The organism is Stenotrophomonas lactitubi, assembly GCF_002803515.1.
GTDB lineage: Bacteria > Pseudomonadota > Gammaproteobacteria > Xanthomonadales > Xanthomonadaceae > Stenotrophomonas > Stenotrophomonas lactitubi.
Map to the genome: position 1 here is coordinate 1,561,336 of NZ_PHQX01000001.1, position 26,235 is coordinate 1,587,570.

Sequence of the window (26,235 nt, forward strand, 5' to 3'; positions counted from 1 at the left end):
TCTATCGATCAGCTGGACGGGCTCAAGTAGAGAGAACAGGCTGATCTATACGGCTAGTTACACGCAGGTAATCGAGGTGCGAACCATCGGGCTCTTTACGCCATCACTGTCTTCCAAGTAGCGGTCCAGCACGATGACGCTGCCTGAAACTGGGTAAGCGGTGGTGCAGCGGGCCACGGCATTAAGCGTGCCTGGCGCGCTTCCAGGGGAAACATACTGCGTAGAGTTCTGGCTACAAAGATAGTTTGGCGGGCAGGTCACAACTTTGCTGCGAAGGTAGAGCGGATAGGTAGGAGACCCTACAAACTGCACGGTGTAAGGGATGTCTCTGCGGGGTGGCCCAGTGACTGCCGGCACATTGGTGATCGTCAGTGGCCGGCAATCGGTCTCACCCTTCTTGAACGTGCGGTAGCCCTTTTCCACCCCTTTCATGGCCGCTGAGCGGAACGCCGAGTCTTGAAGTGCCGCGGCGTCTTCGGTGTTGCTGTGGAATGCTACCTCGATCAGTGCGGTTGGCATCTCGGGATCACGCACTTCTGCTTTGTTACTGCCATTGACGAGGGCTGGCCTGATGACGAAGTCCGAGTAGTTCTCCAGCGCATTAATCTGTTCTTTCATGTAGCAGAGGATGTTGTTGGAAAGCTGCACAGATGATGGGTCATCTAACTGAGTCATCACCAGTGCCCCGCGTGCCGTCGGTCCGGCTGCGTTGGTATGTAGTGAGATGAAAGTTTCGGCATTGATGTGGTTGGCATACTTCGCTCGAGCCATCACGTCTTCGTCATATTCTCGAAGACTTTCATTGCCGGGTTTCCCGTTGGGATACAAATTCCAGATCTTGGGGCCTTCGTTTGGCAGTAATGACTTGATGTAATAGCGGGCGGCCAGATCCTTCCATGGAAGGTTGCTCTCCGGCTCGATGAAAGGCATCAAGATGTCACGGGTATGGCGAACGTCGGTTGCGTACATGTAACTGCGGGAGGTTAGGTACGTATCTAGAGTCGAGGCGTATTGCGGTGTGACGTCGTCCTCGTAGACGTTCGTGGTGCCGGCGTAGGGGGTGGGGCGCTCGTACTTCCACACATTCTCGCCATGGTGGAAGTACTTGCCGTGGCCTGGATTGATCAGAACCAGACCTGGTAAAGGGCCACTCGCGGCGCGGGTGCTGCGCTGGTCCTTGCGCTTTAGTAGGCGCTCTGGTGGGAAAATTTCGTTGATCGTTTTACCCCCAATTCGTGCAATAACGTACTTGAATCCGACAGTTCCGGACAGGTACTCGTAAAGCTCCGCTTCTACTTCGCCTAATTTATCGCCGAATTCTTCACTGAACTCTGTTTGTCCTTTAGGGGTATAGCCCGAATCTAGATCTATCCAGACGATGCCTGTGGAAAGGTCGGGAGTGATTCTGACGAATACATGCTTTTCTTGGCCGGGAAGTCGCGGTTGCCTATCGACAAAACGTTGTAGCTCAGGCTCGAGTTGACGGAAAATCGTCGTACTCTCCGCCACTGAGGGGAGCGGTCTTTCATCTTTGTTTTGTGATTGTTGCGAACTTGCAGTGCTGGCGAATGCCAAAGAAAGTGCTAACCCTGCGGCCATAAAAGCCGATTTCTTACTGCACGTAACAGACATCATGCATCTCCTTTGCTGATGGATCCCCGCCTTCGAGGGTATCAGCAATGGGTGTGCGATATGAACACTGCGCGTGTCTATATATGTTGAGAAAAAGTTAATGTGATCAGCGGTGGCTCTGCGAACACGAGTGTGCCCCGTAGGGTAATTCCCAGGCATCGGCGTGTGGTTGCCCAATGGTGTCGACCCGGTAGGTCGGGCATTATGGCCCTGCCGGATCCAGGGCCGAAGGCCGCTCAGCCCGGAGGCGCCTGAGTAGCGCCGCCCCGGCCCTTCCCTGAGTTGCTTAGCGGCCACGGACTTCGCCCATTTGCTCGGTCAAAACGGTTAGAGACTGCTGAAAGGCTGCGGTGAAGAGAGCGCTACTGTCATTCATATGCTTGGCGGCAATGGTGGGAAGAAGCTGTCGCCAGGCATCGGCTAGGTTGTCGGGTGCGGGGTGGGTCAGTACTACCTCGTTGTCGCGGGGATACCTTGGCTGAAGATGCCCGCACGGGTGCTCATTCGGCAGGTGCAAAGCTGTTGCTGATCCCTCAGCACAACCTGGTGCTGGCCACGCGCGGCTCTACCCAGTTCTTCCTCCGCATCTACGAGTTGGCAGGCCAGTTCCCGCGCCGACTTCACGATGGAGCAACTCTCCGCAGAGCTAGGTCTGGTCATTGACCAGCTTTGGCCGAACTACGAGAAGGCGGTAGCCGAGGCGAGTCTTCCGCTAGAGAAGCTCGGGACCGAGTTGGTGCTTGGAGGCTGGTCGCCCAAGAACGGCCGGATGGTGGCCACGGCCTATGCCACGAGCGACAGTTCCCGCAGAACTGTGGTGCAACCATTGGATGGGGGCTTGGCTTCGCCCGGAGAGCCGTTGGCAGTCAGGCCGGACAGCTTCGCCGCAGCTGATTTGCTCGCAGCAGGAAAGAGCCAAGCTGCTTGGCTCAACAATCAGGAGGGACGTCAGGTGGCTGGGGGGCGGCTGCTGGCTGGGTTCCTGCAGAAGAACCAAGCCGTCGTGAAGGACCTCGGAGCCATATGAAATTGCCGGGGGCTATAGGCAATTGTCCCCGCTTGCGCGGGGACTGTTGGTTCTGAATCGGTCAGGCGTCCTGCTTCAGCCTACTGCTGGCAGTAGAACTCGGCAGAGACTTCGTTGGTCCGGTCGTAGTAGTCATTGGGCATGTTTCCGTTGCCGGAGTAAACGAGTTCCGCGCGCCGCATGTAGCTGATGGCGTAGGTCCCAGGCACGTTACACGTTGCCGGAATTGCTCCCGTGTAAGTTTGGCCGCCGAATGTGTGCGAGTACTCGGTGCAGGAGTAGCCCCCGCCAAGATTTTCGGGTTCGGGTCTGCAGTAGCCAAAGCTTCCCCCCATATTTTGCGCCCAGCCCGTGTTCGCGTCAGACGGGCACGAGCCAAGACCCTCTGGACCCCAATCCCCGTAGGTGTAGAGGCCGGAGGGTCCTTCCACTCCGCCTTGGCACGTGTTTGTCCACGAGACGATGTAAGGCGCGATACCCTCGGTATCTAGCAGGAGCACGCGGCCAGTTTGAACCCACTGGCCTGCGAAGGCATTTTGAGCAACGCCGGCTGACATGAGAAGAAGAGATGCGCACAGTAATCGGTGACGCAACGTTGGGCGGGCAGTTCTACGATCGTTTCGCTTCGAATTCACTTCCGTCTCTCCATGAGTAGGGTAGTGCTGCACAGCACGCGAACAATCTCAGTGCGCCGGGTGGCTAGCAATCAGATAATTGCCTATACGGCTGTAGGTCGATTCCTATGGCGAAGTGCGAGATGTGCTCTGTAGGCCAGTCTGAGCGGTTAAGACTGACGATTGAGCGAATCGCAGCGGTTGAGACGTCCGGCCGTACCCTTCCGGCCATGCTTCTATCGCACGGCTATCAAGGTTTCCGCTCAGCGCCACCACCCTCTGGTTGGGTCCAGATGGGGGGCGGCTGGTTGCTATGGTGGAGCGGTCGGCAGGTCGCGCATGTGTCGCCATCCCAGGATGGCGGTGCGCGCGTGCACATGGACGTCAGGAAGATGTGGCAGACCAAGGACGTGCGTGCGGCCAACATCCAGCAGGGCAAGCGCTATGCCGAGCGGTGGTGCGCGGCCAGGCTTTACCCCGAGCTGAAGCTGCGGAAAGCGGTAGCCCGGCTAGTGGACAGTACGCCCACCGAACTGCCGCCGCCGATACCCGGATTGCCACCCACCCCAGAGCAGCTGCAGCAGGTTCGGCGTCTGGCCGAGGCGGGCACAACGGAGCTGGAGCGGGTCAAAGAAGCGCTCGAGCCGCGCAAGCCGCCGGCAGCGACCAAGCCCGAGGCGAGGGATCCGCAGAAACCGCGGGTGAGGGCAGGGCTGCAGCAGCTGCGGCGGGGCGTTTGAGCGAAGTGGCCCCGAGCCGGTCCCCGGCCACCTCTAAGCTATTGATTAATAGATAGGTGGAAGGGCCCTCCTAAGGGGAAGGTCGCCCGTTCGAATCGGGCCGGGGTCACCACAGTCGATCGTGAAAGTCCTCATGGTTCCGGCTTGCAGGTGGCAGCGCGGAACGGGGCGGGTCACGGCCTGCCGTCTTTGCTGGTAGCTGCCCTGGGCTAGAGTGCGGAGTGACATCCCCTCGCCAATGATCATGTCCGAGCACCTGCAGCCTGTGCAGTCATTGCACTACGCCACCATCGTCAGCTGGCTTGATTCGGCCGCGGCCACCCAGCGTTGGGCAGGGCCCGGCGTCGCATTTCCGCTGGCGCCGGATCGCCTGGCCCACGCCCTGGAACTGGAAGTCCGCCCTGGCTGGGTATTGCTGGACCCGCAGGACAACTGCCTTCGCTTCGGCCAGTACTGGCTGACCAGAGCCGATACCGCCCATCTCGGTCGCATCATTGTTTCTCCGCAGGCGCGCGGGCGTGGCCTTGGGCGTGTGCTGATGCAATCCTTGAGCAGGCAGGCGCTGAAGGAAGGCGTCCGGCGGCTGACACTGCGCGTGTATCGCGACAACGTGGCCGCGGTGGCCTTGTATCGCAACCTCGGATTCGTCGCGATTGAACAGGAATCTACGGCGGAGCTGCTGTTCATGGCCTGTCCCGCCGATTGAGCGGAGGGTGCCGGGCTCTGCACTCGCGGTGCACATCACCTGCACGCGCTGCTGCAGCCGGACTCGGCAGTCTGGTGGCGTCCCCAACGGTTGCCTAGGAGCGCCCCCATGAATACCCCCGGCACCCCCAAGCCTTCCTGGCGCCAGCGCAACGTGCTGCTGACCGTCGCTGCAGTGCTGCTGGTGATCGTGCTGATCCTGCTCTTCGTGCCCTGGTAGCAGCGCGGCGGCCGCCACGCGCGGCGCGATTCCCCTTCCACTTCAATGCCGCCGGTAGCCCATGGCCCGGCGGCATTTTTGTTGCGCGCGTCCACCAGGCATCTCGCCCGGGCTCCGAAAATGCGTGACGAATTGCCGGAAAGGGCGGTCGGGCTGCCGGATCCGTGCACGACGGCCGAGGGGGCGGTTGCTACAACTGTGCATGTGAGGCCGGGACGGAAATCGAAAGACCCCCGGGCTATCCACTGAGCAGCGGCCCTCGGCGGGCCGACGACGGGGAAAACAGACATGTGGCAGTCGACGACGTCGCGCATCAGCGCGGGCGGTGAATCCGTTCATCCTGGAAAAAGTGCACGCCCCGGCCGGACCGGACGATGCCTGGCCGCGGGCCTGCTGTTGCTGCTGTCGGCGATGCTGCCATCGCTGGCCTGGGCTGCAGCCTACGCGACCGGCGGCAGCAGCCCGTACCGCAACACCGTGCTGTGGCTGACCTGGGGTGGCGGCACCGACCTGGGCACGCACGGGGTGACGCTGAACAACGGGGACACGTCGTCGATTTCCATGCCGATCGCCTCCGGCATCGACCTCAACGTCACCTGCAGCCTGGCCAACATCAGCGGTGGTGGCCTCCTGCAGAGCTATCGTCCAGGCAATTTCAGCGGTGACAGTCTGGATGACCTGTACAACGTCGGTGGTACCGGCGGCGCCAATCAGCTGATCGCGGGGATATCGCGCAGCAGCGGTACATCGTCTTTCGAGATCAACTGCGTCTCGACGCTGGGCGGCACGCCCTACCGCCTGCGCGGCGTGGTGATGGCCGATGCCGAGTCGATCAACAACAGCGGCGAGTTCGTCGAGGCCACCGCGCGCGGTACCTGGAACGTGGTCGAAGTGCGCAAGAACGTCGGTGCTGGCCCATACAACGTCACCAAGTCGATGATCGGTGCGAACAGCGTGGTCCGCTTTGGACCAGGCAACGACAACAACACCGCTGCGGTCACCTTCCTCAATTTCGACAATGCCGCGCATGCGCCGGGCAGCTTTGCGGTGAACATGGGCTTTTCGATGCGCGGCAGCGGCACCACCGCCATCGCCATCGGCCTGCTGGTGCCGTACGCCGACTTCGGCGACGCGCCGCAGAGCTATGGCGATGCCATGCACGTGGTGGACGATCTGCAGTTCCGGCCAGATGGCCTGCCGCTCAACGCCACGCCCACCAACATCAATACCGCCGGCTATACACCGGGTGGTCTGGCACCGCCGCTGACCGACTTCCTCGGCACCGTTGGGCCCGATACCGAACAGCGCAGCAGCTACAGCGTCGATGCGAAGGGCGACGACAACTTCCCCGCAGGCAACCCCAACGAAGAAAACGCCTGGCCGACGACGTACGCGCTGACGGTGATGCAGGCCGGGACCCCAATCAATCAGTCGGTGGCGTGTGTGGGCACCGGCAGCGTGGCCGGCTGGATCGACTTCAACCGCAACGGCACATTCGACACGGGCGAGCGCAGCAACATCGCCACATGCAGTGGCGGCGGCGCCAATCTGAGCTGGACCGTGCCCACGCAGGTAAGTGCGGGTACCAGTTACGTGCGCCTGCGCTATGCGACCAATGCGGCGCAGATCCAGCAACCGACCGGCGTGGCCGATGACGGTGAAGTGGAAGACCACCGGATCACCATCACCGCACCCGCGCTGAAGGTGGTGAAGGGCAACAATGCCACCGGCGGCATCTGGAACTACGGCCAGGCTGGCACCCAGTACACGCTGACGATCAGCAACACCACCAATGTGCCGACCGGCAATCCGCCGAACGTACCGGCAGGTGCGATCACCGTGCGTGACCAGCTGCCGGCCGGCATTGTGCCGAACTGGACCGGCACCCTGACCAGCGGCAGCTGGAGCTGTACTGCGAGCGGCCAGGCGGTGACCTGCACCAGCAGCCAGGTGTTGTCGGCAGCCGGCACCCCTGGTGACAGCAGCAGCTTCACCCTGCCTGTGATCGTGTCCGCATCGGCAAGCGGCCTGTTGCGCAACCACGCCAGCGTCGGTGGTGGCTACGATCCGTTCAACGGTGGCAATCCGCCCGCACCGGGCGAGGCCTGCACCGACGCCAACCACTGCACCCGCAGCGATGTGACCGTTCCGGTTACCCGGGTGAGCTATGCAAAGCGCTCCAACACCACCGGTCCGGTGGCGGTGGGGGCGACGGTGAGCTACACCGTCGATGTCACCATTGCCGACGGCAACAGCCGCGACGTGCTGACCCTGACCGATACCCTCGGCACCGGCCTGGACTTCGGCAGCGTGACCAATGCCGGCGCCTTTACCTGCAATGCAGCCAATCCGCTGGTGTGCACGCTGCCAGCGGGCACCGTGCCGGGCACCTACAGCCTGACCTATGCGGCCACCGTCAACGCGCAGGCCAGTGGCCAGGTGGTCAATGCGGTGGTGGGCACCGGTACCGATACTCCCACCTGCAGCAGCAACTGCACCACCACCACGCCGGTGGCGGCGCCGCGCATTTCGGTGTCCAAGGCCAGCGCTACGGCCGGCCCGGTCGCGGTGGGCGACAGCGTTGCCTACACAGTGAGCGTGGTCGTTGCCGATGCGCGCACCACCGCGGTGACCACGCTGACCGACACCCTGGGCACTGGCCTGGACTTCGGCAGCATGACCAATGCCGGCGGCTTTACCTGCGTGCCCGGCAATCCGCTGGTGTGCACGCTGCCAGCCGGCACCGTGCCGGGAACCTACGCGTTCTCGTATACCGGCATCGTCAATGCGCAGGCTGTTGGCCAGGTGCGCAATGCTGTTGTACCGAGCGGTCCTGACAATCCGACGTGTGTCGGCGCCTGTGATACCACCACGCCACTGGCCAGCCCGCAGGTGACCTACGCCAAGCAGGCCTCCACCGGTGGACCGGTGCGGGTGGGCGACAGCATCGGCTATACGCTCAGCGTGACCGTTGCACGTTCGCGCACCACCGATGTGGTCACCCTCACCGATACGCTGGGCAGCGGCCTCGATTTCAGCAGCGTGACCAGCGCGGGCATCTTTACCTGCAATGCGGCCAACCCGCTGGTGTGCACGCTGCCCGCCGGCACGGTTCCGGGTACCTACAGCCTGAGTTACACCGCCACGGTCAACGCGCAGGCCAGCGGCACGGTACGCAATGCCGTGCTCGGCACCGGCCCCGACACGCCTTCGTGCACGACCAACTGCGATACCACCACACCGGTGGCGACGCCGGGCGTGAGCTATGCCAAGTCGGTGAACAGTGCCGGCCCCGTGTCGGTGGGTGACAGCCTGGCCTACACCTTGACCACGGTGGTAACCAACTCGCGCACCACCGACGTGGTGACGCTGACCGACACGCTGGGCATCGGCCTGGATTTCGGCAGCGTGACCAGTGCCGGCGCCTACACCTGCAATGCGGCCAACCCGTTGGTGTGCACATTGCCGGCCGGTACCGCACCGGGCAGCTACAGCCTGTCGTACACCGCCGTGGTCAACGCCCAGGCCACCGGCCAGGTGACCAATGCGGTGCTCGGCAGCGGCGGTGACAACCCGAGCTGCACCGTCAACTGCGATACCACTACGCCGGTGGCAGGCAGCCAGATCGATTACCGCAAGACCTCGGCCGCCGCCGGCCCGGTCAAGGTGGGTGACAGCATCGCCTACACCCTGACCACCGTGGTCAGCCGCTCGCGCACCACCACTGTGTTCAGCCTGACCGACAACATGGGGCAGGGCCTGGACTTCGGATCAGTCACCGCCAGCACCGGCTTCACCTGCAATGCGGCCAATCCGCTGGTGTGTACGTTGCCGGCCGCCACCGCACCGGGCACCTACACGGTCAACTACACCGCAACGGTGAATGCACAGGCCAAGGGCAGCGTCAGCAATGCCGTGCTTGGCAGCGGCACCGGTACCAATACCTGCACCACCGACTGCACCACCACCACGCCGGTGCTGGCGGCGACGGTCACCTACCGCAAGTCCTCCAGCACGGCATCGCCGGTCAACATGGGGGATGCAGTGGACTACAGCGTTGAGGTGGTGGTCGCCAACTCGCAGACCAGCGATGTGCTCACCCTCACCGATACCCTGGGTGCGGGCCTGGACCTGCAGTCGGTGACCCAGCCGGGTTCCTTTACCTGCAATGCCAGCAATCCGCTGGTATGCACGCTGCCTGCGGGAACCGCACCCGGCACCTACACGCTGGGCTACCGCGCGCTGGTCAATGCGCAGGCCAGTGGCAGCGTCCGCAACGCGGTGCTGGGCAGTGGTGGCGATACCCCGACCTGCATCGGCACCTGCAGTACCGAGCACGTGCTGGCCGAGCCGCGCGTGGTGCTGGAAAAGCTGTCCGGTCCCGCCAGTGGCAGTGAAGTGCGCCCGGGTGACCGGCTGCGCTATACCCTGCGGGCCACCGTCGAGCGTGCTTCGCTGCGGCAGCCGTTGCAACTGGTGGATACGCCCGACGCAGGCCTGAGCGTGGATACGCTGCCGGCCGGCTGCGCGCAGCAGGGGACCGACATCGTCTGCACGCTGCCGACCGGTACCCCGCTGGGACAGCATGAATTCGTCTACCAGGCCATCGTCAACCAGGAGGCACGCACCGAGGTGCTGAACCGACTGCGTGGCCAGTACCCGGATGGTTCGCCGCCGCCGGAGTGCACCACCTGCGAAACGCGGCACAAGGTGATTTCGGACTTCGCGCTGCGCATCACCAAGTCCGCCAACCCGCGCTTGGTGAAAGTCGGCGACCTGGTGCGCTACCAGTTGGTGGTCGAGAACGTCGGCAGCAGCCATTGGCGCGGCGGCGTGGTGGTCGATACACCGCCGCCGGGCTTCAGCTACGTGGATGGCTCGATGCGCGTGGCCGACGACGACGGCGCGTTCTCGCTGGGCGGCAGCCAGACCCCGCTGCGCATCGGCGCGGTCGACATTGCCGTGGGCCGCAGTGCCACCATCACCTACCTGCTGCGTGTCGGTGCGGGCGTGCGTGCCGGCAACCACATCAACCAGGCCGTGGCCACTGCCGATGACGGCACTCCGCTGTCGAACGTGGCGACCGCTGAAGTGCGCATGGACGCCGATCCGCTGCTGGAAGACAGCCTGGTGTTCGGCAGCGTGTTCGATGATCGTGATGGCGACGGCTGGCAGGACAGCGCGGAACTGACCGGTGTACGCGTGCAGGGCGGATTCGCGCCCGACGCTTACGTGCCGGGTTCGACAACGCTGGATCGTGGCGATGGCCCGCAGCCGTTGGCCGATGCCAGCGCGCCGCTGCTGCATGGCGTGCAGGTGGGCGTGGTGCATGGGCTTGCGTCTACCTCGGACACGGTCGAGAGCCACCAGGTGGTGATCCGCCAGCGTCTGCGCGAGCTGTCCTTCACCGATGATTTCGTGCTGGAAAGCGCACAGGGTCATCGCCTGCAGCTGGATGCGAAGGGTGTCACAACCGTGCAGCGCAGTGGCGAGGCGGCCAAGGGCCTGACCGCGGCCGAGCCGGTCGTGCATCGCGAGATCGCGCGGGTGGCCGAGGGCTATGAGGTTGCCTACGTGATCGGCAACCACGGCATCCAGGAGCAGGGCATTCCCGGCGTGCGCCTGGCCACGGTGGAGGGCCTGCTGATCGAGACCGATCCGTTCGGTCGTTACCACCTGGCCGATGTGCACGGTGGCGATGCGCGGTTGGGCCGCAACTTCATCGTCAAGCTGGATCCGGCAACGGTACCGGGTGGTTCCGAGCTGACCACCGAGAATCCGTTGCTGCGTCGGGTCACCCAGGGCGTGCCGACCCGCTTCAGCTTCGGCGTGCGCCTGCCGCCGTCGCCGCAGGCGGCTGCCGAGCGCGCCGAGCTGGCCTTGGGCGAGGTGTTGTTCGCCCCGGGCAGCAGCGAACTGCGCGCCAGCTATCGCCCGGTGTTGGCGAAGATGGCCGAGGTGGTCGATCGCTACCAGGGCGGCGACGTGGTGATTGCTGCCAACGGCGAAAGCCAGGCATTGGCCTTCGCCCGTGCGGTAGCCGTGCGTGATGCGCTGCAGGCCGAGGTGGCCGAAGGGTCGCGTGCTGGCCTGAGCGTGCAGCTGCGTACCGATGTGCGCGATCCGCACTCGCTGGTCGCTGGTGTCGATGCCGGTGGTGCGTTGCTGGGCAACGTGCTGTTCGACACCGACAAGGCGGTGATCCGCGAGGAGTTCAAGCCGCTGCTGGCTGCGATCGCCGCGCGCCTGGAGAACATGGGGGGCGGTCAGGTCAGCCTGGTCGGCCATACCGATGTGCGTGGCAGCCACGTCTACAACCAGGCGTTGGGCCTGCGCCGCGCCAACGCCGTGTTCGAAGCGCTGCGCGTCCAGCTCAGCCCCGCCGTGCAGCAACGTCTGCGTGTGCGCAACGAGGAGACCGCCGCCACCCGCGCGGCGGCCCGCCAACAGGAGGCCCGCCGATGAGCGCCCATCACTCTGTTGCCCGGCGTTCTGCCCGCCTGCACCGCGCTGTGTTGTACCAGGCGCTGCTGTTGGGCCTGGCAGCAACCGCGCAGGCGGCGCCACCGCCGGCCAACGCCGCGTCCAGCGACGCCGCGCCCATCCACTGCGAGAGCAACCAGTGCAGCGCCGACGGCGACCTGCTGTTCACCCTGCGCTCGCGCAGCTTCGATGAGCCGGTGACCGAAGGTACGTCGACGCGTTCGTCGTCTCAGGTACTGCAGCCGGACCGCCGCGTAAGCATCGCGCTGGATGAGCCGGGCAAGGCGGCCGTGCGTGGTGAGTTCATGATCCGCTTGCCGGAGGGCGGCGCGATCTGGGCCACCGAAGACCCCGCCATGGGCCAGCCCGAGCTGTCGATCTCGGCGCCGGGGATGGTGGCCTTCGACCAGGGCCGCATCGTGCGGCCGGTCGAATTCTTCGTGCGTGGCAACTACACCGCGTTCATCAAACGCCTGGAAGTGAGCATCTACCGCGGCAGCGACAGCGACCGGGTCGCGCCCCTGGCGACCTTTGAACTGCCGGTGGCTGCGGTCGGGCAGGGCAGTTGGGACGGTACGCTGCCGGCGTCCACGCCGCTGCGTCGTGGCGACCGCCTGGTCTATGTGCTGCGCGCGTACGATGCCGAAGGCAATGTCGATGAGACCTCGGCGCAGTCCATGCAGCTGGTGACGCTGGCCGAAGTGGAGCGTGGCAACCAGCAGCTGCGTGACGCCCTGGAAGATCGCCGCGGTACGGCCGTCGATGCCAATCAGGCCGCCTCGTTGTCGCTGCTGGAGCAGGTGTTCGACAGCAACGGCCTGCGTCAGCAGAACATTCCGGTGTACGGCTCGCGCGTGCGCCTGCGGGGTCGTGACCTGCCGCTTGGCGCGGCACTGAAGATCAACGGCGAAAGCTATCCGCTGGACCAGGACCGCAAATTCGCCGCCGAATACCTGATGCCTATCGGTCATCACGCGTTCGATGTGCGGGTCGAGCGCCCCGATGCACCAGCGATCGCGCGCACGCTGGAGGTGGATGTCAGCGGCCGCTATCTGTTCGGTGTCGGCCTGGCCGATGTCACGGTGTACCAGAACAAGGCCAGTGGTGCGGGGCGCGATGTCGCCCGTGGCGAGCGCGATGATGATGTGCTCAGTGATGGGCGGCTGGCGTTCTACCTGAAGGCCAAGACGCGCGGCCGCTATCTGCTGACTGCACAGGCCGATACACAGAACCGGCCGTTGGACGAACTGTTCACCGGCTTCACCACCGCCGATCCGCAGGACCTGTTCCGCAGCCTGGACCCGGACCTGTATTACCCCACCTATGGCGACGATTCGCTGACCCAGCGTGACGTCGACAGCATGGGCCGCTTCTACCTGCGCATGGACTGGGACAAGAACCAGGCACTGTGGGGCAACTACAACACCGGCCTGAGCGGCACCGAATACGCCCAGTACGTGCGTTCGCTGTACGGTGCTGCGCTGTTGTGGCGTTCGCGCGGCGCCAATGCATGGGGCGATGCGCAGACCGAACTGCGCCTGTTCGGCTCGCAGGCCGAGACCGCGCCGGGCCACAGCGAGTTCATCGGCACCGGCGGCAGCCTGTACTACCTGCGCCACGCCAGCATCCTGCGCGGCTCGGACCAGGTGGTACTGGAAATCCGTGACCGCACCACCGGCCGTGTCGAGCAGCGGGTGTCGCTGGTGCGCGGTGCCGACTACGAGATCGACGCACTGCAGGGACGCATCCTGCTGACCCGGCCACTGGCCCAGGTCAGCCGCGAGAACCTGCGCCGGATCAGCCGCGACGTGCCGCTGGACGGCTACGAGCAGCGCCTGATCGTCGACTACGAATGGGTACCGACCGGCTTCGACAATGACGACATCACCGCCGGCGTGCGTGGCAAGCACTGGTTCGGCGATCACGTGGCGGTGGGGGCTACCTATGTGGACGAACAGCGCGCCGGCCAGGACTATTCGCTGCGCGGTGCGGACCTGACCCTGCAGGCCGGGCGTGGCACCTACCTGAAGGTCGAACACAGCCGCAGCGAGGCGACCAGTGCGCCGGTGTTCTTCTCCGACAACGGTGGCCTGAGCTTCACCCGCCTCAACCCCGAGGGGCAGCGCGAAGGCGAGGCGACGGCGGTGGAGGCACGGGTGAACCTGCGCGAGCTGGGCTGGACCCAGCGCGACTGGAGTGCCGGTGCCTGGTGGCGGCAGGTCGAGGGAGGCTATTCGGTGGGCCGCTTCGATACCGGCCAGCGCGTGCGTGAGCAGGGCGCCGAGCTGCTGGGCTACGTGACCGACGATTTCAGCCTGTATGCGCGATACAGCGAAGCGCGGCGCGGCAATGAATCGTTGATCCAGGCCCAGGCCACCGTCGAGTGGCGGATCGGCGACAACGACCGCGTGTCGGCCGAGCTGCGCCGGGTGCAGGAAGACCGCGGCATCGGCAGCAATGCCGGTGTGCTGGCGGCAGCGCGCTACACCCATCGCATCGGTACCGCGCTGGACCTCTATGGTGGCGGCCAGCTGACCGTCGATGACGATCATGGCCGCTACGCGGACAATGATGCGGTGGTCGCCGGTGGCACCTACACCTTCGCCAACCTGTCCACGATCGGTGCCGAGGTCAGTGATGGTGATCGTGGCAGCGCCGCGCAGGTCAATGCCGAGTACAAGTTGACCCCACAGCACAGTTTCTATGGTGCGTTCACCCAGTCCACCGACCGCAGCGAGTACGACCCGCTGTTCAGCCCGAACGCGCAGGATGGCTGGACGCTGGGCCAGCGCTGGCGCCTGTCTGACCAGGTCAACGTGTTCAATGAGAGCCAGTTCCTGAAATCCGGCGAGGAATCGGGCCTGGCCAACACCTTCGGCATGGATTTCTATCCGGCGGTGGGCTGGAACGCGGGCTTCACCCTCAGCGATGGCAAGCTGGATGCGAGCAGTGGCCAGGTCGACCGCAAGGCCATCAGCCTGTCCGGTGGCCGTACGTCGCCGGGTACCGAGTGGCAGAGCAAGGTGGAGTGGCGTCGTGACACCGGTGCGGAGCGGCGCACGCAATGGGTCAGCACCAATCGCCTCAGCCATCGTCTCAATGACAGCTGGCGGATTGCCGCGCGGTTCAACTACGCCGACACCGACGATGCGATCAACCCGGTGGCCGGTGCACGCTTCATCGAAGGCAATCTCGGCTTCGCCTACCGCCCCTGGGACAATGACCGCTGGGCGTTGTTCGGCCGTTACAGCTATCTGTACGACCTGTCGACGATGGGCCAGGTCAACGGCGTGGACTACGACCAGCGGACCCAGGTGCTGTCGCTGGAGGGCGTGTACCGCATCGACCAGCGCTGGGAAGTAGCGGCCAAGCTGGCCCGCCGCGAAGGCGAGGTGCGCTATGGTCGCGGCACCGGCCCGTGGTTCGATTCAGCGACGAACTTCGGTGCCGCGCAGCTGCGCTATGACCTGTACTACCAATGGCATGGCCTGCTGGAGTACCGCCTGCTGGACGTACGCGATGGCGGTCGCCGGCAGGGTTGGCTGGCCGGTGTGGACCGCGATGTCGGCCGCAACTTCCGGGTCGGCGTGGGCTACAACTTCACCGACTTCAGTGACGACCTGACCAAGTTCGACTACACGCACCGCGGCTGGTACCTCAACCTGGTGGGTCGCTATTGATGACAGGGCAACGCCAGACCATGCCTGCCAAGCCCTCGGCGGACACTACGGGTGGTGCCAGGCCATGCCTGGCAAAACAGCAACGTCGCTACCCAGTAGTGCCAGGCCATGCCTGGCAAAACAGCGGTCCCTCACTCCTGCTTGAGCAGCTCCACCAGCTGCCGCAACCGGTAAGGCTTGGGCAGGAATTCCACCTGCTCGGGCAGCGGCGGCAACTGCGAGCGCGCATAGCCGGAAGACAGAATCATCCGCGCCTGCGGCTGGTCCCGCGCCACATGCTCGCTCAGCTCGATGCCCGACATGCCGTTGGGCATGCTGATGTCACTGAACACCACATCGAAACGCGCGCCACCCTGCAGCAGGGCGACTGCTTCCTGCGCATCCGCCGTGGTCGCCACGTCGATGCCGAAGTCGCGCAGGGCCAGGCCGATCATCTCGCGCAGATCGGTCTGGTCCTCCACCATCAATACGCGGATTGGATCATCGGTCATGTGCGGGGTCCTCGGTTGCAGGGAGCAGCAGGCTGACCGTGGTGCCGACACCGGGCGTGGTGGACACATCAACGAAGCCGCCACTCTGGGTGGTGAATCCGAACACCTGGCTCAGGCCCAGACCGCTGCCCTTGCCGATGTCCTTGGTGGTGAAGAAAGGCTCGGTCGCACGCTCGGCGATGTCCGGGGCCATGCCATGGCCCTCATCGCAGACGCTCAACGTCACATAGGTCCGTTGCCGGGATGTGTCGGCGTCGGGGTCCATGCGGTGTTCCAGCGCGGTGGCGATCAGCACCCGGCCGTCGCCAACCGTGGCGTCCGCAGCGTTGCCGACCAGGTTGGTGAGCGCTGTCTGCAGCTGCACGGTGTCGCTGAGTATCGCAGGCAGGCCGGCAGCCAGCGCGGTTTCCAGGGTGACGCCAGCAGGGCAGGTGGCCTGCAGGGCGGGCAACCAGTCGCGGATCCGCGCATTGATGTCCAGCGTTTCACGGATCAGGGTCTGCCCGGTGCTGAAGGCCAGCAGCTGCCGGGTCAGCAGCGCACCACGATCGCTGGCCGCCTGCGCGGTGGTCAACAGGGCGTTGGCGCGTTCATCATCCCCCATGCGTGCGGACAGCAGGTCCAGCGCATTGACGATGGTGGTCAGCAGGTTGTTGAACTCATGGGCCAGGCCGCGGCTGAGCTGCCCGACCGTCTCGAACTGCTGGGTCTGGCGCAGCGCCCGCTGCGCGTCGCGCAGGAGCCGTTGCGCCTGCCACTGTTCAGTGATGTCGCGGGTGATCTTGACGAAGCCCACCAGTTCACCGTTCTCGAGCACCGATTCGATGACCACGCTGGCACGGAACGGAGAACCGTCACGGCGCACCCGCCAACCTTCGGCGGCATGGTGCCCGCTTTCCGCCGCCAGTCGCAGCAGGTGCTGCGGCTCGCCGGCATCGCGATCGGCCGGCAGGTAGAAGCGTCCGAAATGGGTACCGATGACTTCTTCCGAGCGATAGCCCTTGATGCGCTCCGCGCCGGGGTTCCAGCTGCAGACGATGCCATCAGGGTCGAGCAGGTACAGCGCATGGTCGCGCACGCTGTCGATCAGCAATCGCAGCTGTCGGGAAGGGTCCGTCAGCACGGACGGCGTCGAAGCGGCAGCGACCACGATGAAATGCGTATTACCTGTGTGAGGCACGAGAACGTAGGCAGTGCAGTGTGAAGAAGATGTGCACGCAACGCCCGTGCCATAGGTCGTATGCGGCTGAATGCGACACGGAGTAACATCAGCCCCCTTTTCCAATGTGGAACCGACCTGCATGCGTCCTGGTGCGACTACGCGTGACCGCTGGATCTGGATGACCTCGGCGGTGCTGGTGACGGCGACGGCCGCGCTGGAACTGGTGGTGCCGCTGGGCTATGCCGTATGGCTGGCTTATTTCATGGCCATCGGCGTCACTGTGTTCCAGCGCAGCGCCCGGGTGCCGTTCGTGGTGGCCGTCAGCGCCTGCGTGCTGCTGGCGGTGGGCTACAACGTGGCGCCGGCCAGTACCAATTCGTCCTTCTCGTTCGTCAACCGGACCATCGGCGGCGCCGCTTTCCTGATGATCGCGCTGATCGCATCGCGTGCGATCCAGGCGCGGCGCGAAGCCATGCGCGCGCTGTGGCTGCAGGAAGCTGAGAACGCAGTGGCGCTTGGTCTGCGCGGCGAGCTGGCACCGGAACAGATCGCCGAGGCGGCGGTGACGGCACTGGCAACCCACATGCGTGCGGACGTTGGAGCGCTCTATCGACTGGATGGAGGCCGCCTGCAGCTGACCGGTGGACTGGCGTTGCCGACCGGCATCCCGGCGACGCTGGGCCTGCAGGAAGGGGTGGCAGGGCAGGTGGCCCGCGACCAGCTGGCGCGGCACCTGCAGGGGGGCGACGCGACCACGCTGGAGCTGCAGACGAGCCTGGGACGTGTGCCTGTGCGCGAGCGCATCCTCGCCCCGATCAGCAGTGACGGTGCCGTGGTCGGTGTGATCGAGCTCGGTCGCTCGGTTGTGGGTGAGCAGCGCGCGCTGGATGACGAACTGTTGGAGCGCTGCGCCGAAACGATCGGCATGGCACTGCGTACCTCGATGCTGCGCGGGCAGCTGATGGTGCTGCTGGAGGAGTCGCAGCGCCAGGGCGAAGAGCTGCAGGCACAGCAGGAAGAGCTGCGCGTGGCCAACGAAGAGCTGGAAGAGCAGAGCCGCAGCCTGATGCAGTCGCAGAGCCATCTGGAACAGCAGCAGGCCGAGCTGGAGCAGAGCAATGTGCAGCTGGAAGAGCGCACCCACGAGCTGGAGTCGCAGAAGCAGGCGCTGCTGGTCGCGCAGGGCCAGCTGGTGCGCAACAGCAACGAACTGGCCGCCACCTCACGCTACAAGTCCGAGTTCCTGGCCAACATGTCGCACGAACTGCGCACGCCGCTGAACAGTTCGCTGATCCTGGCCAAGCTGCTGGCCGACAACAAGGACGGCGCGCTCAGCGACGAGCAGGTGAAGTACGCCCGCGCCATCCTCTCCTCCAACAACGACCTGCTGGCGCTGATCAACGACATCCTCGATCTGTCGCGCATCGAAGCGGGGCACGTCGAACTGGCCGATGAAGTGGTGGTGGTCGACAGCGTGCTGCAGCGGCTGCGTGAGACCTTCGAGCCGATGGCGCGGCAGAAGGGTCTGACGCTGCAGATCGAGGCCGATGGCCTGGCCCCCAGCCAACTGGTGGCCGACAACCAGCGCCTGCAGCAGATCCTGAAGAATCTTCTGGCCAATGCGGTCAAGTTCACCGAGCACGGCAAGGTCAGCCTGCACGTTCGCAGCGGCGGCAATGGCCGGATCCGATTCGAGGTCTCCGACAGCGGCATCGGCATCGCACGCGATCAGTTGCAGCTGATCTTCGAAGCGTTCCGCCAGGCCGATGGCAGCACCCGCCGCCGTTACGGTGGCACCGGCCTGGGTCTGTCGATCTCGCGTGACCTCGCGGTACGCATGGGCGGCGATATCCAAGTGGACAGCGAGCCGGGCCGCGGCAGCTGCTTCATTCTCGAACTGCCTCTGCAGGGCGCGCCGATGGCCGAGGCCGCCGCAGACGCCGCAGTGGCCGTGCCCGTTCCCATGCAGCGGGCTCCCGCCGCGACGGTGGCACCTGCACCATTGGCCCAGCGCTCCAGCGCCACTCCGGTCGCCGCGGTGGCCGATGACCGTGGCCGGCGCCACCACGCAGGGCGGTTGATCCTGGCCGTGGAAGATGATGCGGTCTTCGCCGAAGCGCTGGTGACGCTGGCGCATGAGCTTGATTTCGACTGCGTGGTAGCCACCACCGCCGAAGAGGCGTTGGCGCTGGCGGCGGACCTGCGCCCGAACGGCATCCTGCTGGACATCGGCCTGCCCGACGTCTCCGGCCTGACCGTGCTCGAACGGCTCAAGCGCAATCCCGATACCCGGCACATTCCGGTGCACGTGGTCTCCGGCATGGACCGCAGCCAGGTGGCGCGCGAGCTGGGTGCGATCGGTTTCGCGATCAAGCCGACCACGCGCGAGCGGTTGGTGGCTGCCATCGAACAGCTTGAACAGACCAGCCAGCGCGACGTACGGCGCCTGCTGATCGTGGAGGATGACAACGACCTGCGCCGCAACCTGGAACTGCTGCTGGGCCGCGATCAGCTGCAGATCGCCGCTGTCGGCACGCTTGCCGCAGCGGTGGAACAGCTGAGCACGGTCACCTTCGACTGCATGGTGATGGACCTGTCGCTGCCCGACGGCAGTGGCTACGACCTGCTTGAGCACATGGCGGGCAACGATGACGTCGGCTTCCCGCCGGTCATCGTCTACACCGGCCGTGCCCTCAGCCGCGAGGAAGAGCAGCGCCTGCGCCGCTACTCCAAGAGCATCATCATCAAGGGCGCGCGTTCGCCCGAGCGCCTGCTCGACGAGGTGACGCTGTTCCTGCACAGCGTGGAGGCCAACCTGCCCAGCGACCAGCAGCGCCTGCTGCGCGAAGCGCGCCGCCGCGACACCGTGCTCGATGGACGCACCGTGCTGCTGGCCGAGGACGATGTGCGCAACATCTTCGCGCTGTCCAGCGTGCTGGAGCCGCTGGGGGTGACGCTGGAGATCGCCCGCAACGGCCAGGAGGCCGTTGATCGGCTGGCCCAGCGTGAGGTGGACCTGGTGCTGATGGACATCATGATGCCGGAGAAGGATGGCCTGCAGGCGATGCGCGAGATCCGCGCGCAGCGCCACCTGCAGGACCTGCCGATCATCGCGCTGACCGCCAAGGCCATGCCCGACGACCGTGAGCGCTGCCTGCAGGCCGGTGCCAACGACTACATCGCCAAGCCCATCGACGTGGACAAGCTGGTGTCGCTGTGCCGGGTCTGGTGCTCGCGGCAATGAACGAGCAGGCGCTGTTCGACCTGGAGCTGAAGGTGCTGCTGGAGGCGCTGTATCAGCGCTACCACTACGACTTCCGCAGCTATGCGGTGTCCTCGCTGCGCCGTCGCGTCAGCCAGGCCATGCAGCGCTACGAGTGCGAGCGCCTGTCGGATCTGCAGCATCGGCTGCTGCACGAACCGGAGCTGTTCGCCCAGGCCATGCAGTTCTTCACCGTGCAGGTCTCGGAGATGTTCCGTGACCCGGAGTATTTCCGGCAGATGCGCGAACAGGTGGTGCCGGTGCTGCGCACCTACCCCTCGGTGAAGCTGTGGGTGGCCGGCTGCAGTACCGGCGAGGAAGTGTGGTCGCTGGCGATCCTGCTGCATGAGGAAGGACTGCTTGAGCGCAGCATCGTCTACGCCACCGATATCAACCCCGCGGCACTGGCCACGGCCGAGGCCGGTGCCTACGGCATTGACCGCTTGGCGCAGTTCAGCCGGAACTACCTTGCCGCTGGCGGCACCGGTTCACTGTCGGACTATTACACCACCGCCTACGACGGTGCGGTCTTCGACCGCCAGTTGCGCCGCAATGTGGTGTTCGCCGATCACAGCCTGGCCACCGACACGGTGTTTTCAGAAGTGCACCTGGTGTCCTGCCGCAATGTGCTGATCTATTTCAACCGCGACCTGCAGGATCGGGCGGTGGGATTGTTCCGCGAAGCCCTGGTGCATCGCGGCTTCCTCGGCCTGGGCAGCAAGGAGTCGCTGCAGTTCGGTCGCCATCACGATGCGTTCGAAGCCTGTTCGCGGGAGCACCGTCTGTACCGGAAGGTGGCCTGATGGTGGCGATGTCCCGCCCTGAAATGGTGGTGATCGGCGCATCGGCGGGTGGCGTGGCCGCCCTGCAGATCGTGCTTGGCGCGTTGCCGGCCACCCTGCCGGTGCCGGTACTGGTGGTGCTGCACCTGCCGCGCGACCGTTCCAGCCGCATCGCCGATGTGCTGGCACCGTACTGCGCGCTGACCGTGCGCGAAGCGGAGGACAAGCAGCCGCTGCAGGCGGGAACGGTGACGTTCGCGCCGCCGGACTACCACCTGTTGGTGGAGGACACGCAGGCCATCGCACTGTCGATGGACGATCCGGTGCTGTTCTCGCGGCCGGCCATCGATCCGCTGTTCGAATCCGCCGCAGCCGTGTTCGGCACGCGTGTGCTGGCGATCCTGCTGACCGGTGCCAGCAGCGATGGCAGTGATGGCGTGGCCGCGGTGCGCACCGCTGGTGGCCAGGCCTGGCTGCAATGCCCCGAGGAGGCCGAGGCATCGATGATGCCGGCCTCCGCCCTGCAGCATGCCGGCGCCGACGCCGTGCTGCCCCTTGAACTGATGTGTCGCCGCCTGAAGGAGTTGTTTGCATGAACCTGCTGCCGCCGGACCCTGCCCAGTCGCAGGCCCCGGTCAACCTGCTGATCGTCGACGACGTACCGCAGAACCTGGTGGCGATGGAGGCGCTGCTGCGCCGCGAGGGCGTCAACCTGCTGCTGGCCGATTCCGGCGCGCAGGCGCTGGAACTGCTGCTGGAGCATGAGGTGGCGCTGGCGCTGCTGGACGTGCACATGCCGGAGATCGATGGTTTCATGCTGGCCGAGCTGATGCGCGGCTCGCAGCGCAGCCGCGACGTGCCGATCATCTTCCTGACCGCCTCGCCGGACGATCCGCACAGGGTCTTCAAGGGCTACGAGACCGGCGCGGTGGATTTCCTGCACAAGCCGGTGGCGCCGCAGGTGATCCTCAGCAAGGTCAATGTGTTCATCGAGCTCTACCAGCAGCGACAGCTGCTGAAGGCGCGCAACGAGGCGCTGGAGCGCGCGTTGAAGCTCAACGAGACCATGGCCGCGGTGCTGACCCACGACCTGCGCACGCCGTTGTCGGCCATCCTGCTATGTGCCGACAAGCTGTCGCTGGAGCTGCCGGCCGACAATGCCGGCGCGCAACAGACGCTGAGCTATCTGGAAGCCAGCACGCTGCGGATGGCGCGCATGGTCGAGCAGTTGCTGGACTTCTCGCGGATCCGCAGTGGTGGCCTGCGCCTGCAGAGCGGTGCCTGCGACCTGGCCGAGGTGACGCGTGCGGTGTTGGTGGAGGCCGGTGCCGGTCATCGAACCGATCGGATCGCACTGGATGTGCGCGGTGATTCGACCCTGCAGGGCGACATGGATCGTTTGGGGCAGATCATCGCCAACCTGGTCGGCAACGCACTCACCCATGGCGCTGATGCAGCGGTGCAGGTGCAGGTCGATGGCAGCGATGCGCGTGTTGTCGCGCTGCGCGTAAGCAACGCCGGCCATGTCGATGAAGCGTTGCTGCCGCGTCTGTTCGAACCGTTCAAGGCAAGCTTCCACCAAAGCAACGGCTTGGGGCTGGGCCTGTACATCGTTGACCAGTTCGTGCGTGCCCATGGCGGGCAGTTGAGCGCGCGCAACGACGCAGGACAGGTGGTGTTCGAGGCACTGCTGCCGCGCCGCGCCGATGGACGCAGCCCGGCCGTTTCCTGAATTCTTCAGCTGACGCGTGAGCGTACTGAGACGGACGCGTCCGCAACTGCTACCGTGGCACCACTCTTGCAAAGGAAGCTCCATGCCACTGCGTGCCATCGCCTACATCAGCCAGTCCAAGCCGGATCTTTCCGCCGAACGTCTGCAGATGCTGGTCGAGGACGCCGCGCGCTTCAACAAGCTGGCAGGGGTGACCGGCGTGCTGCTGAATGACGGCGAGCGCTTCCTGCAGTACATCGAAGGGCCACCCGATGGCATCGATTCGGTGTATGAGCGCATCCTGCAGGCTGGCAGTCATGTCGACATCGTCGAGCTCGCGCGCGGCCGGGTCGGCCAGCGTCAGTTTCCGTACTGGGCGATGCGCGTGTTGCCGGTGGACGCTGCGCTGCTGCGCCAGCTTTCCGCAGGGGACTGGGCGGGGTTCGCCCGTACGGTGAACGGTGACAGTGCACTGTTCACCGCGGTGGATCTGTTGACCGAGGTCGTGCGGCCGGCGCTCAGCGCAGGCTGATCGCTAGCGCTGCGGTGCGCAGTACGCCGCGTGCAATGCCTGAAGTACCCCCAGCGCCGGACCGTCCAGCAGCCGATAGTGCAGTGTCTGTGCCTGTCGTCGCGTTGCCACCACATCCAGATGGCGCAGCACGGCCAGATGCTGTGACAGCGCCGATGCGCTCAGGCCGGTCACCGCCTGCAGTTCCGGCACGGGTGCTTCGCTTTCCACCAGACGACACAACACACGCAGTCGCGCCGGGTGGGCCAGTGATTTCAGCAGGGCGGCCGCCTGTGCGGCATGCGCGGCCATCGCGGCGCTGTCGGTGGTGATGCTGGGCACGACTTGACCCGATAGTTCAGGAAAGTCTAATTTAGGGAAATCTAAATTAAAGGGCAAGCCGATGCGCGAGATACAGCGGGGCAGGGCGTGAACCTGCCATGGGCGGCAATTGCAGGCGGCGGCCTGATCGGTACGTCGGCAGTGGTGCTGCTGGCCACGCTCGGTCGGGTGGCCGGCATCAGCGGCATCACTGCAGGCGCCGTGGCCGCACCGCGAGGTGATCGTGGCTGGCGCTGGGCCTTCCTGCTCGGATTGATGGTGGCTGCGGCGGCGGTGCTGAGCTGGCAGGCGGGCGCTGGACAACCGGCGCGCGCGTTGTTGCGTGACGCACTGCCGGCCTGGCAATTGATCGCTGCCGGTGTACTGGTGGGCGTCGGTACGCGGCTGGGCAATGGCTGCACCAGCGGCCACGGTGTCTGTGGCCTCGCCCGTGGTTCACGACGATCGCTGGTGGCGGTGTTGGTGTTCATGGCCTGCGCGATGCTCACCACGTTCCTGGTGCGCCACGGCGGGGGTCTTGCATGAGCCGCAGCTTGTGGGCCGCATGTGCTGCCGGTGGCCTGTTCGGCGCCGGCCTCGCGCTGGCCGGCATGACCGACCCGCGTCGCGTGCTCGGTTTCCTCGATGTGGCCGGCGACTTCGATCCCACGCTGGCCTGGGTACTGGCGTCGGCACTGCTGGTCAGTGCACTGGGTCAGTTCTGGCTGCGGCGGTGGCACCGCCCATGCTGCGCCGAGCGCTTCCAGCTGCCGGCAGCGCAGGCGGTCGATAAGCGGTTGCTGCTGGGCGCGGCAGTGTTCGGCATCGGCTGGGGCTGGGTCGGGTATTGCCCGGGGCCCGCGCTGGCCGCGTTGGCGGTGAGGGCGCGCGAAGCGTTGTGGTTCGTGCCGGCGATGGCGGGTGGTTTCTGGCTGCATGACCGCTGGCTGCGCTGAGGTTTCACGTTTGCCTCACCGGTGCAGGGTTCAGATCACTTTTCCCGGGGAAAGGAGCATGGCATGGCACGGATGAAGTGGAACGGCAGCGCGTTGTTGGCGGCGGCACTGGCGACAGCGGCGATGCCGGCGATGGCCTGCACGCGCGCGGTGTATCTGGGCGACAACGGCGATGTCATCACCGCCCGCTCGATGGACTGGAAAGTGGATGTCGCCACCAATCTTTACGTGTTGCCGCGTGGCATCGCGCGCACTGGCAAGGCCGGGCCGGGCTCGATCGCATGGACTGCGCGCTACGGCAGCGTGGTGGCCACCGGCTACGACATCTCCACCACCGATGGCATGAACGAGAAGGGCCTGGTCGCCAACCTGCTGTGGCTGGTCGAGTCGGAATACCCGGCTCAGCGCAGCGGCAAGCCCGGCCTGTCGATCTCGTTGTGGGCGCAGTACGTGCTGGACAATTTCGCCACGGTGGAAGAAGCCGTGACCGCCCTGCAGCGCGAGCCGTATTCGATCGTCACCGACAAGGTGCCTGGCGAAGACCGCCAGGCGACGCTGCATCTGTCGCTGTCCGATGCCAGTGGTGACAGCGCGATCGTCGAGTACATCGGCGGACGCCAGGTGATCCACCACGATCGCCGCTACCAGGTGATGACCAATTCGCCGATCTTCGACCAGCAACTGGCGTTGAACAGCTACTGGCAGCAGATCGGTGGCACGGTGATGCTGCCCGGCACCAACCGTTCCGCCGACCGCTTCGCGCGTGCGTCGTTCTACATCAACGCGATTCCGAAAGCGGAAGATCCGGTGGAGGCGCTGGCCAGTGTGTTCAGCGTGATCCGCAACGTGTCGGTGCCGTTCGGCATCACCACGCCGGGCGAGCCCAACATTTCGTCCACCCGCTGGCGCACGGTCGCCGACCACAAGCGGCGCCTGTACTTCTTCGAGTCGGCACTGACGCCCAACACCTTCTGGGTCGACCTGACCAAGGTCGATTTCGGCGGCAAGGTGCTCAAGCTCGATCTCGGCCGTGACCAGCGCAATACGTTTGCCGGGGATGCGCTGCAGCACTTCGTGCCCAGCGCGCCGTTCACCTTCCTTGGCGTGGAGGGTTAGCGCGAGGCTGTGTCGCCAGCGCCCGGCAACGTTGCGGGCCGGTAGCGGCGCGCGCACACTCGTTGAATGGGCGCGATCTTCCATCTACGACACTACGGCCAGGCCACCGGCCTGGATCGCCACGACTATGCGCAGTGGGTGTTGCCACTGCAGGGTGAGCTGCAGTTCGAGATGGAGGGCAGGGGCGGCCGTCTTGACTTGTTGCAGGGTGCCTTCGTGGCTGCCGGCGAGGCACACGACCAGGTGGCCGACGGCCCCAACGGTTTCGTGATTGTCGACTGCGGGCCGGGTGTGCTCGATGACGCGACCCAGGAGCACCTGTGCCGGCAACGCTGGCTGCATCTACCTGCCTCATTGCGGCAGCGGCTTGCCCGGGTACAGGCAGGGCAGCCGGTGCCGGCGCTGCTGCCGGAACTGCTGCGGATGTTCGCCCCAGCGGGCAGCGGCGCGCGCCTGCAGGGTTTGTGCGCTGCCGTGGAGGCAATGCCCGGACAGGTGTGGTCGGTAGCGCGCATGGCCGCCTTTGTCGGCATCAGCGAAAGCCGTCTGCATGCGGTGTTCCGGTGTGAGTTCGGGGTCAGCCCGCAGGCCTGGCTCAGTGCCAGCCGGCTGCGCTGGGCCAAGCACCAGTTGCGGGTCAGCCCGGCATCGATCAGCGACATCGCACTGGCCGCTGGGTATTCCGAGCAGAGTGCACTGACCCGCGCGCTGCGCCGCGAATGCGGGCAGACCCCGGCAGCATGGCGGCGGGCGGGCGGCCAGTAGCCTCGGTCAATACGCCGTTCCCTCTGTCGCCTACACTTCGCGGCCTGTGCTCTCCCA

19 protein-coding genes and 1 tRNA gene are annotated in these 26,235 nt (G+C 65.3%); 15 read left to right on the plus strand and 5 right to left on the minus strand.

What is annotated here, in order from left to right:
* Positions 1–57 precede the first annotated feature (57 nt).
* Entirely contained in the window at positions 58–1,635 is a 1,578-nt protein-coding gene (locus CR156_RS07565; protein ID WP_165780978.1) for an N-acetylmuramoyl-L-alanine amidase family protein, read from the minus strand.
* A gap of 622 nt (positions 1,636–2,257) precedes the next feature.
* Here CR156_RS07565 and CR156_RS07570 point away from each other — a divergent pair.
* The gene (locus tag CR156_RS07570) at positions 2,258–2,659 is read left to right on the plus strand and encodes a hypothetical protein (protein WP_243381744.1); all 402 of its coding nucleotides are present in this window, start codon (positions 2,258–2,260) and stop codon (positions 2,657–2,659) included.
* Between the two features lie 80 nt (positions 2,660–2,739).
* Here the strand turns inward: CR156_RS07570 and CR156_RS23290 are convergent, their stop codons facing one another.
* Complete coding sequence (locus tag CR156_RS23290) at positions 2,740–2,868, minus strand: hypothetical protein (RefSeq protein WP_263407383.1); 129 nt, start codon at positions 2,866–2,868, stop codon at positions 2,740–2,742.
* 797 nt (positions 2,869–3,665) lie between these two features.
* Here CR156_RS23290 and CR156_RS07580 point away from each other — a divergent pair.
* The 5 genes from CR156_RS07580 (at position 3,666) to CR156_RS07595 (ending at position 15,101) form a co-directional block, all read left to right on the plus strand.
* Complete coding sequence (locus CR156_RS07580) at positions 3,666–4,013, plus strand: hypothetical protein (RefSeq protein WP_331273743.1); 348 nt, start codon at positions 3,666–3,668, stop codon at positions 4,011–4,013.
* A 7-nt stretch (positions 4,014–4,020) separates the two neighbouring features.
* Positions 4,021–4,125 (plus strand) — tRNA-OTHER (locus CR156_RS22925).
* A gap of 132 nt (positions 4,126–4,257) precedes the next feature.
* Complete coding sequence (locus tag CR156_RS07585; RefSeq protein WP_100554102.1) at positions 4,258–4,719, plus strand: GNAT family N-acetyltransferase; 462 nt, start codon at positions 4,258–4,260, stop codon at positions 4,717–4,719.
* 507 nt (positions 4,720–5,226) lie between these two features.
* Entirely contained in the window at positions 5,227–11,403 is a 6,177-nt protein-coding gene (locus tag CR156_RS07590; protein WP_243381746.1) for a CshA/CshB family fibrillar adhesin-related protein, read from the plus strand.
* Positions 11,400–15,101, plus strand: a complete 3,702-nt coding sequence (locus CR156_RS07595; protein WP_100552386.1) for a TonB-dependent receptor — start codon at positions 11,400–11,402, stop codon at positions 15,099–15,101. The genes CR156_RS07590 and CR156_RS07595 overlap by 4 nt, the downstream gene beginning before the upstream one ends.
* A gap of 131 nt (positions 15,102–15,232) precedes the next feature.
* Here CR156_RS07595 and CR156_RS07600 read toward each other — a convergent pair whose 3' ends face one another.
* Both CR156_RS07600 and CR156_RS07605 read right to left on the minus strand, forming a co-directional pair.
* Positions 15,233–15,592 (minus strand): response regulator, encoded by a 360-nt coding sequence (locus tag CR156_RS07600; protein WP_089240789.1) that lies wholly within the window; start codon positions 15,590–15,592, stop codon positions 15,233–15,235.
* Entirely contained in the window at positions 15,582–16,742 is a 1,161-nt protein-coding gene (locus tag CR156_RS07605) for a two-component system sensor histidine kinase NtrB (RefSeq protein WP_409349543.1), read from the minus strand. The genes CR156_RS07600 and CR156_RS07605 overlap by 11 nt, the downstream gene beginning before the upstream one ends.
* Positions 16,743–16,893: 151 nt before the next feature.
* Here CR156_RS07605 and CR156_RS07610 point away from each other — a divergent pair, with 151 nt between their 5' ends.
* The 5 genes from CR156_RS07610 to CR156_RS07630 all read left to right on the plus strand — a co-directional run bounded on the left by CR156_RS07610 (position 16,894) and on the right by CR156_RS07630 (position 23,041).
* Positions 16,894–19,998, plus strand: coding sequence for a response regulator (locus CR156_RS07610; RefSeq protein WP_100552387.1), 3,105 nt, complete (start codon positions 16,894–16,896; stop codon positions 19,996–19,998).
* Complete coding sequence (locus tag CR156_RS07615; RefSeq protein ID WP_100465185.1) at positions 19,995–20,819, plus strand: CheR family methyltransferase; 825 nt, start codon at positions 19,995–19,997, stop codon at positions 20,817–20,819. The genes CR156_RS07610 and CR156_RS07615 overlap by 4 nt, the downstream gene beginning before the upstream one ends.
* A gap of 8 nt (positions 20,820–20,827) precedes the next feature.
* Positions 20,828–21,394: a chemotaxis protein CheB gene (locus CR156_RS07620; RefSeq protein ID WP_409349544.1), complete on the plus strand. Its 567-nt coding sequence runs from the start codon at positions 20,828–20,830 to the stop codon at positions 21,392–21,394.
* Positions 21,391–22,530 carry a hybrid sensor histidine kinase/response regulator gene (locus CR156_RS07625; RefSeq protein ID WP_100552389.1) on the plus strand — a complete coding sequence of 380 codons (1,140 nt, stop codon included), beginning with the start codon at positions 21,391–21,393 and terminating at the stop codon, positions 22,528–22,530. The genes CR156_RS07620 and CR156_RS07625 overlap by 4 nt, the downstream gene beginning before the upstream one ends.
* Before the next feature lie 82 nt (positions 22,531–22,612).
* A complete protein-coding gene (locus CR156_RS07630; protein ID WP_100552390.1) occupies positions 22,613–23,041 on the plus strand; it encodes a BLUF domain-containing protein in 429 nt (142 codons plus the stop codon).
* A 3-nt stretch (positions 23,042–23,044) separates the two neighbouring features.
* Here the strand turns inward: CR156_RS07630 and CR156_RS07635 are convergent, their stop codons facing one another.
* Complete coding sequence (locus CR156_RS07635; protein ID WP_100554105.1) at positions 23,045–23,332, minus strand: ArsR/SmtB family transcription factor; 288 nt, start codon at positions 23,330–23,332, stop codon at positions 23,045–23,047.
* A gap of 117 nt (positions 23,333–23,449) precedes the next feature.
* Here CR156_RS07635 and CR156_RS07640 point away from each other — a divergent pair, with 117 nt between their 5' ends.
* From CR156_RS07640 to CR156_RS07655, 4 genes are all read left to right on the plus strand, one after another.
* On the plus strand, positions 23,450–23,887 hold the full coding sequence (locus tag CR156_RS07640) for a YeeE/YedE family protein (RefSeq protein ID WP_100552391.1): 438 nt from the start codon (positions 23,450–23,452) through the stop codon (positions 23,885–23,887).
* Entirely contained in the window at positions 23,884–24,297 is a 414-nt protein-coding gene (locus CR156_RS07645; protein WP_100552392.1) for a DUF6691 family protein, read from the plus strand. Before CR156_RS07640 ends, CR156_RS07645 begins: the two co-directional genes overlap by 4 nt.
* Positions 24,298–24,360: 63 nt before the next feature.
* Positions 24,361–25,413 carry a linear amide C-N hydrolase gene (locus tag CR156_RS07650; RefSeq protein ID WP_100552393.1) on the plus strand — a complete coding sequence of 351 codons (1,053 nt, stop codon included), beginning with the start codon at positions 24,361–24,363 and terminating at the stop codon, positions 25,411–25,413.
* 66 nt (positions 25,414–25,479) lie between these two features.
* A complete protein-coding gene (locus CR156_RS07655; protein WP_100552394.1) occupies positions 25,480–26,178 on the plus strand; it encodes a helix-turn-helix domain-containing protein in 699 nt (232 codons plus the stop codon).
* Positions 26,179–26,235 lie beyond the last annotated feature (57 nt).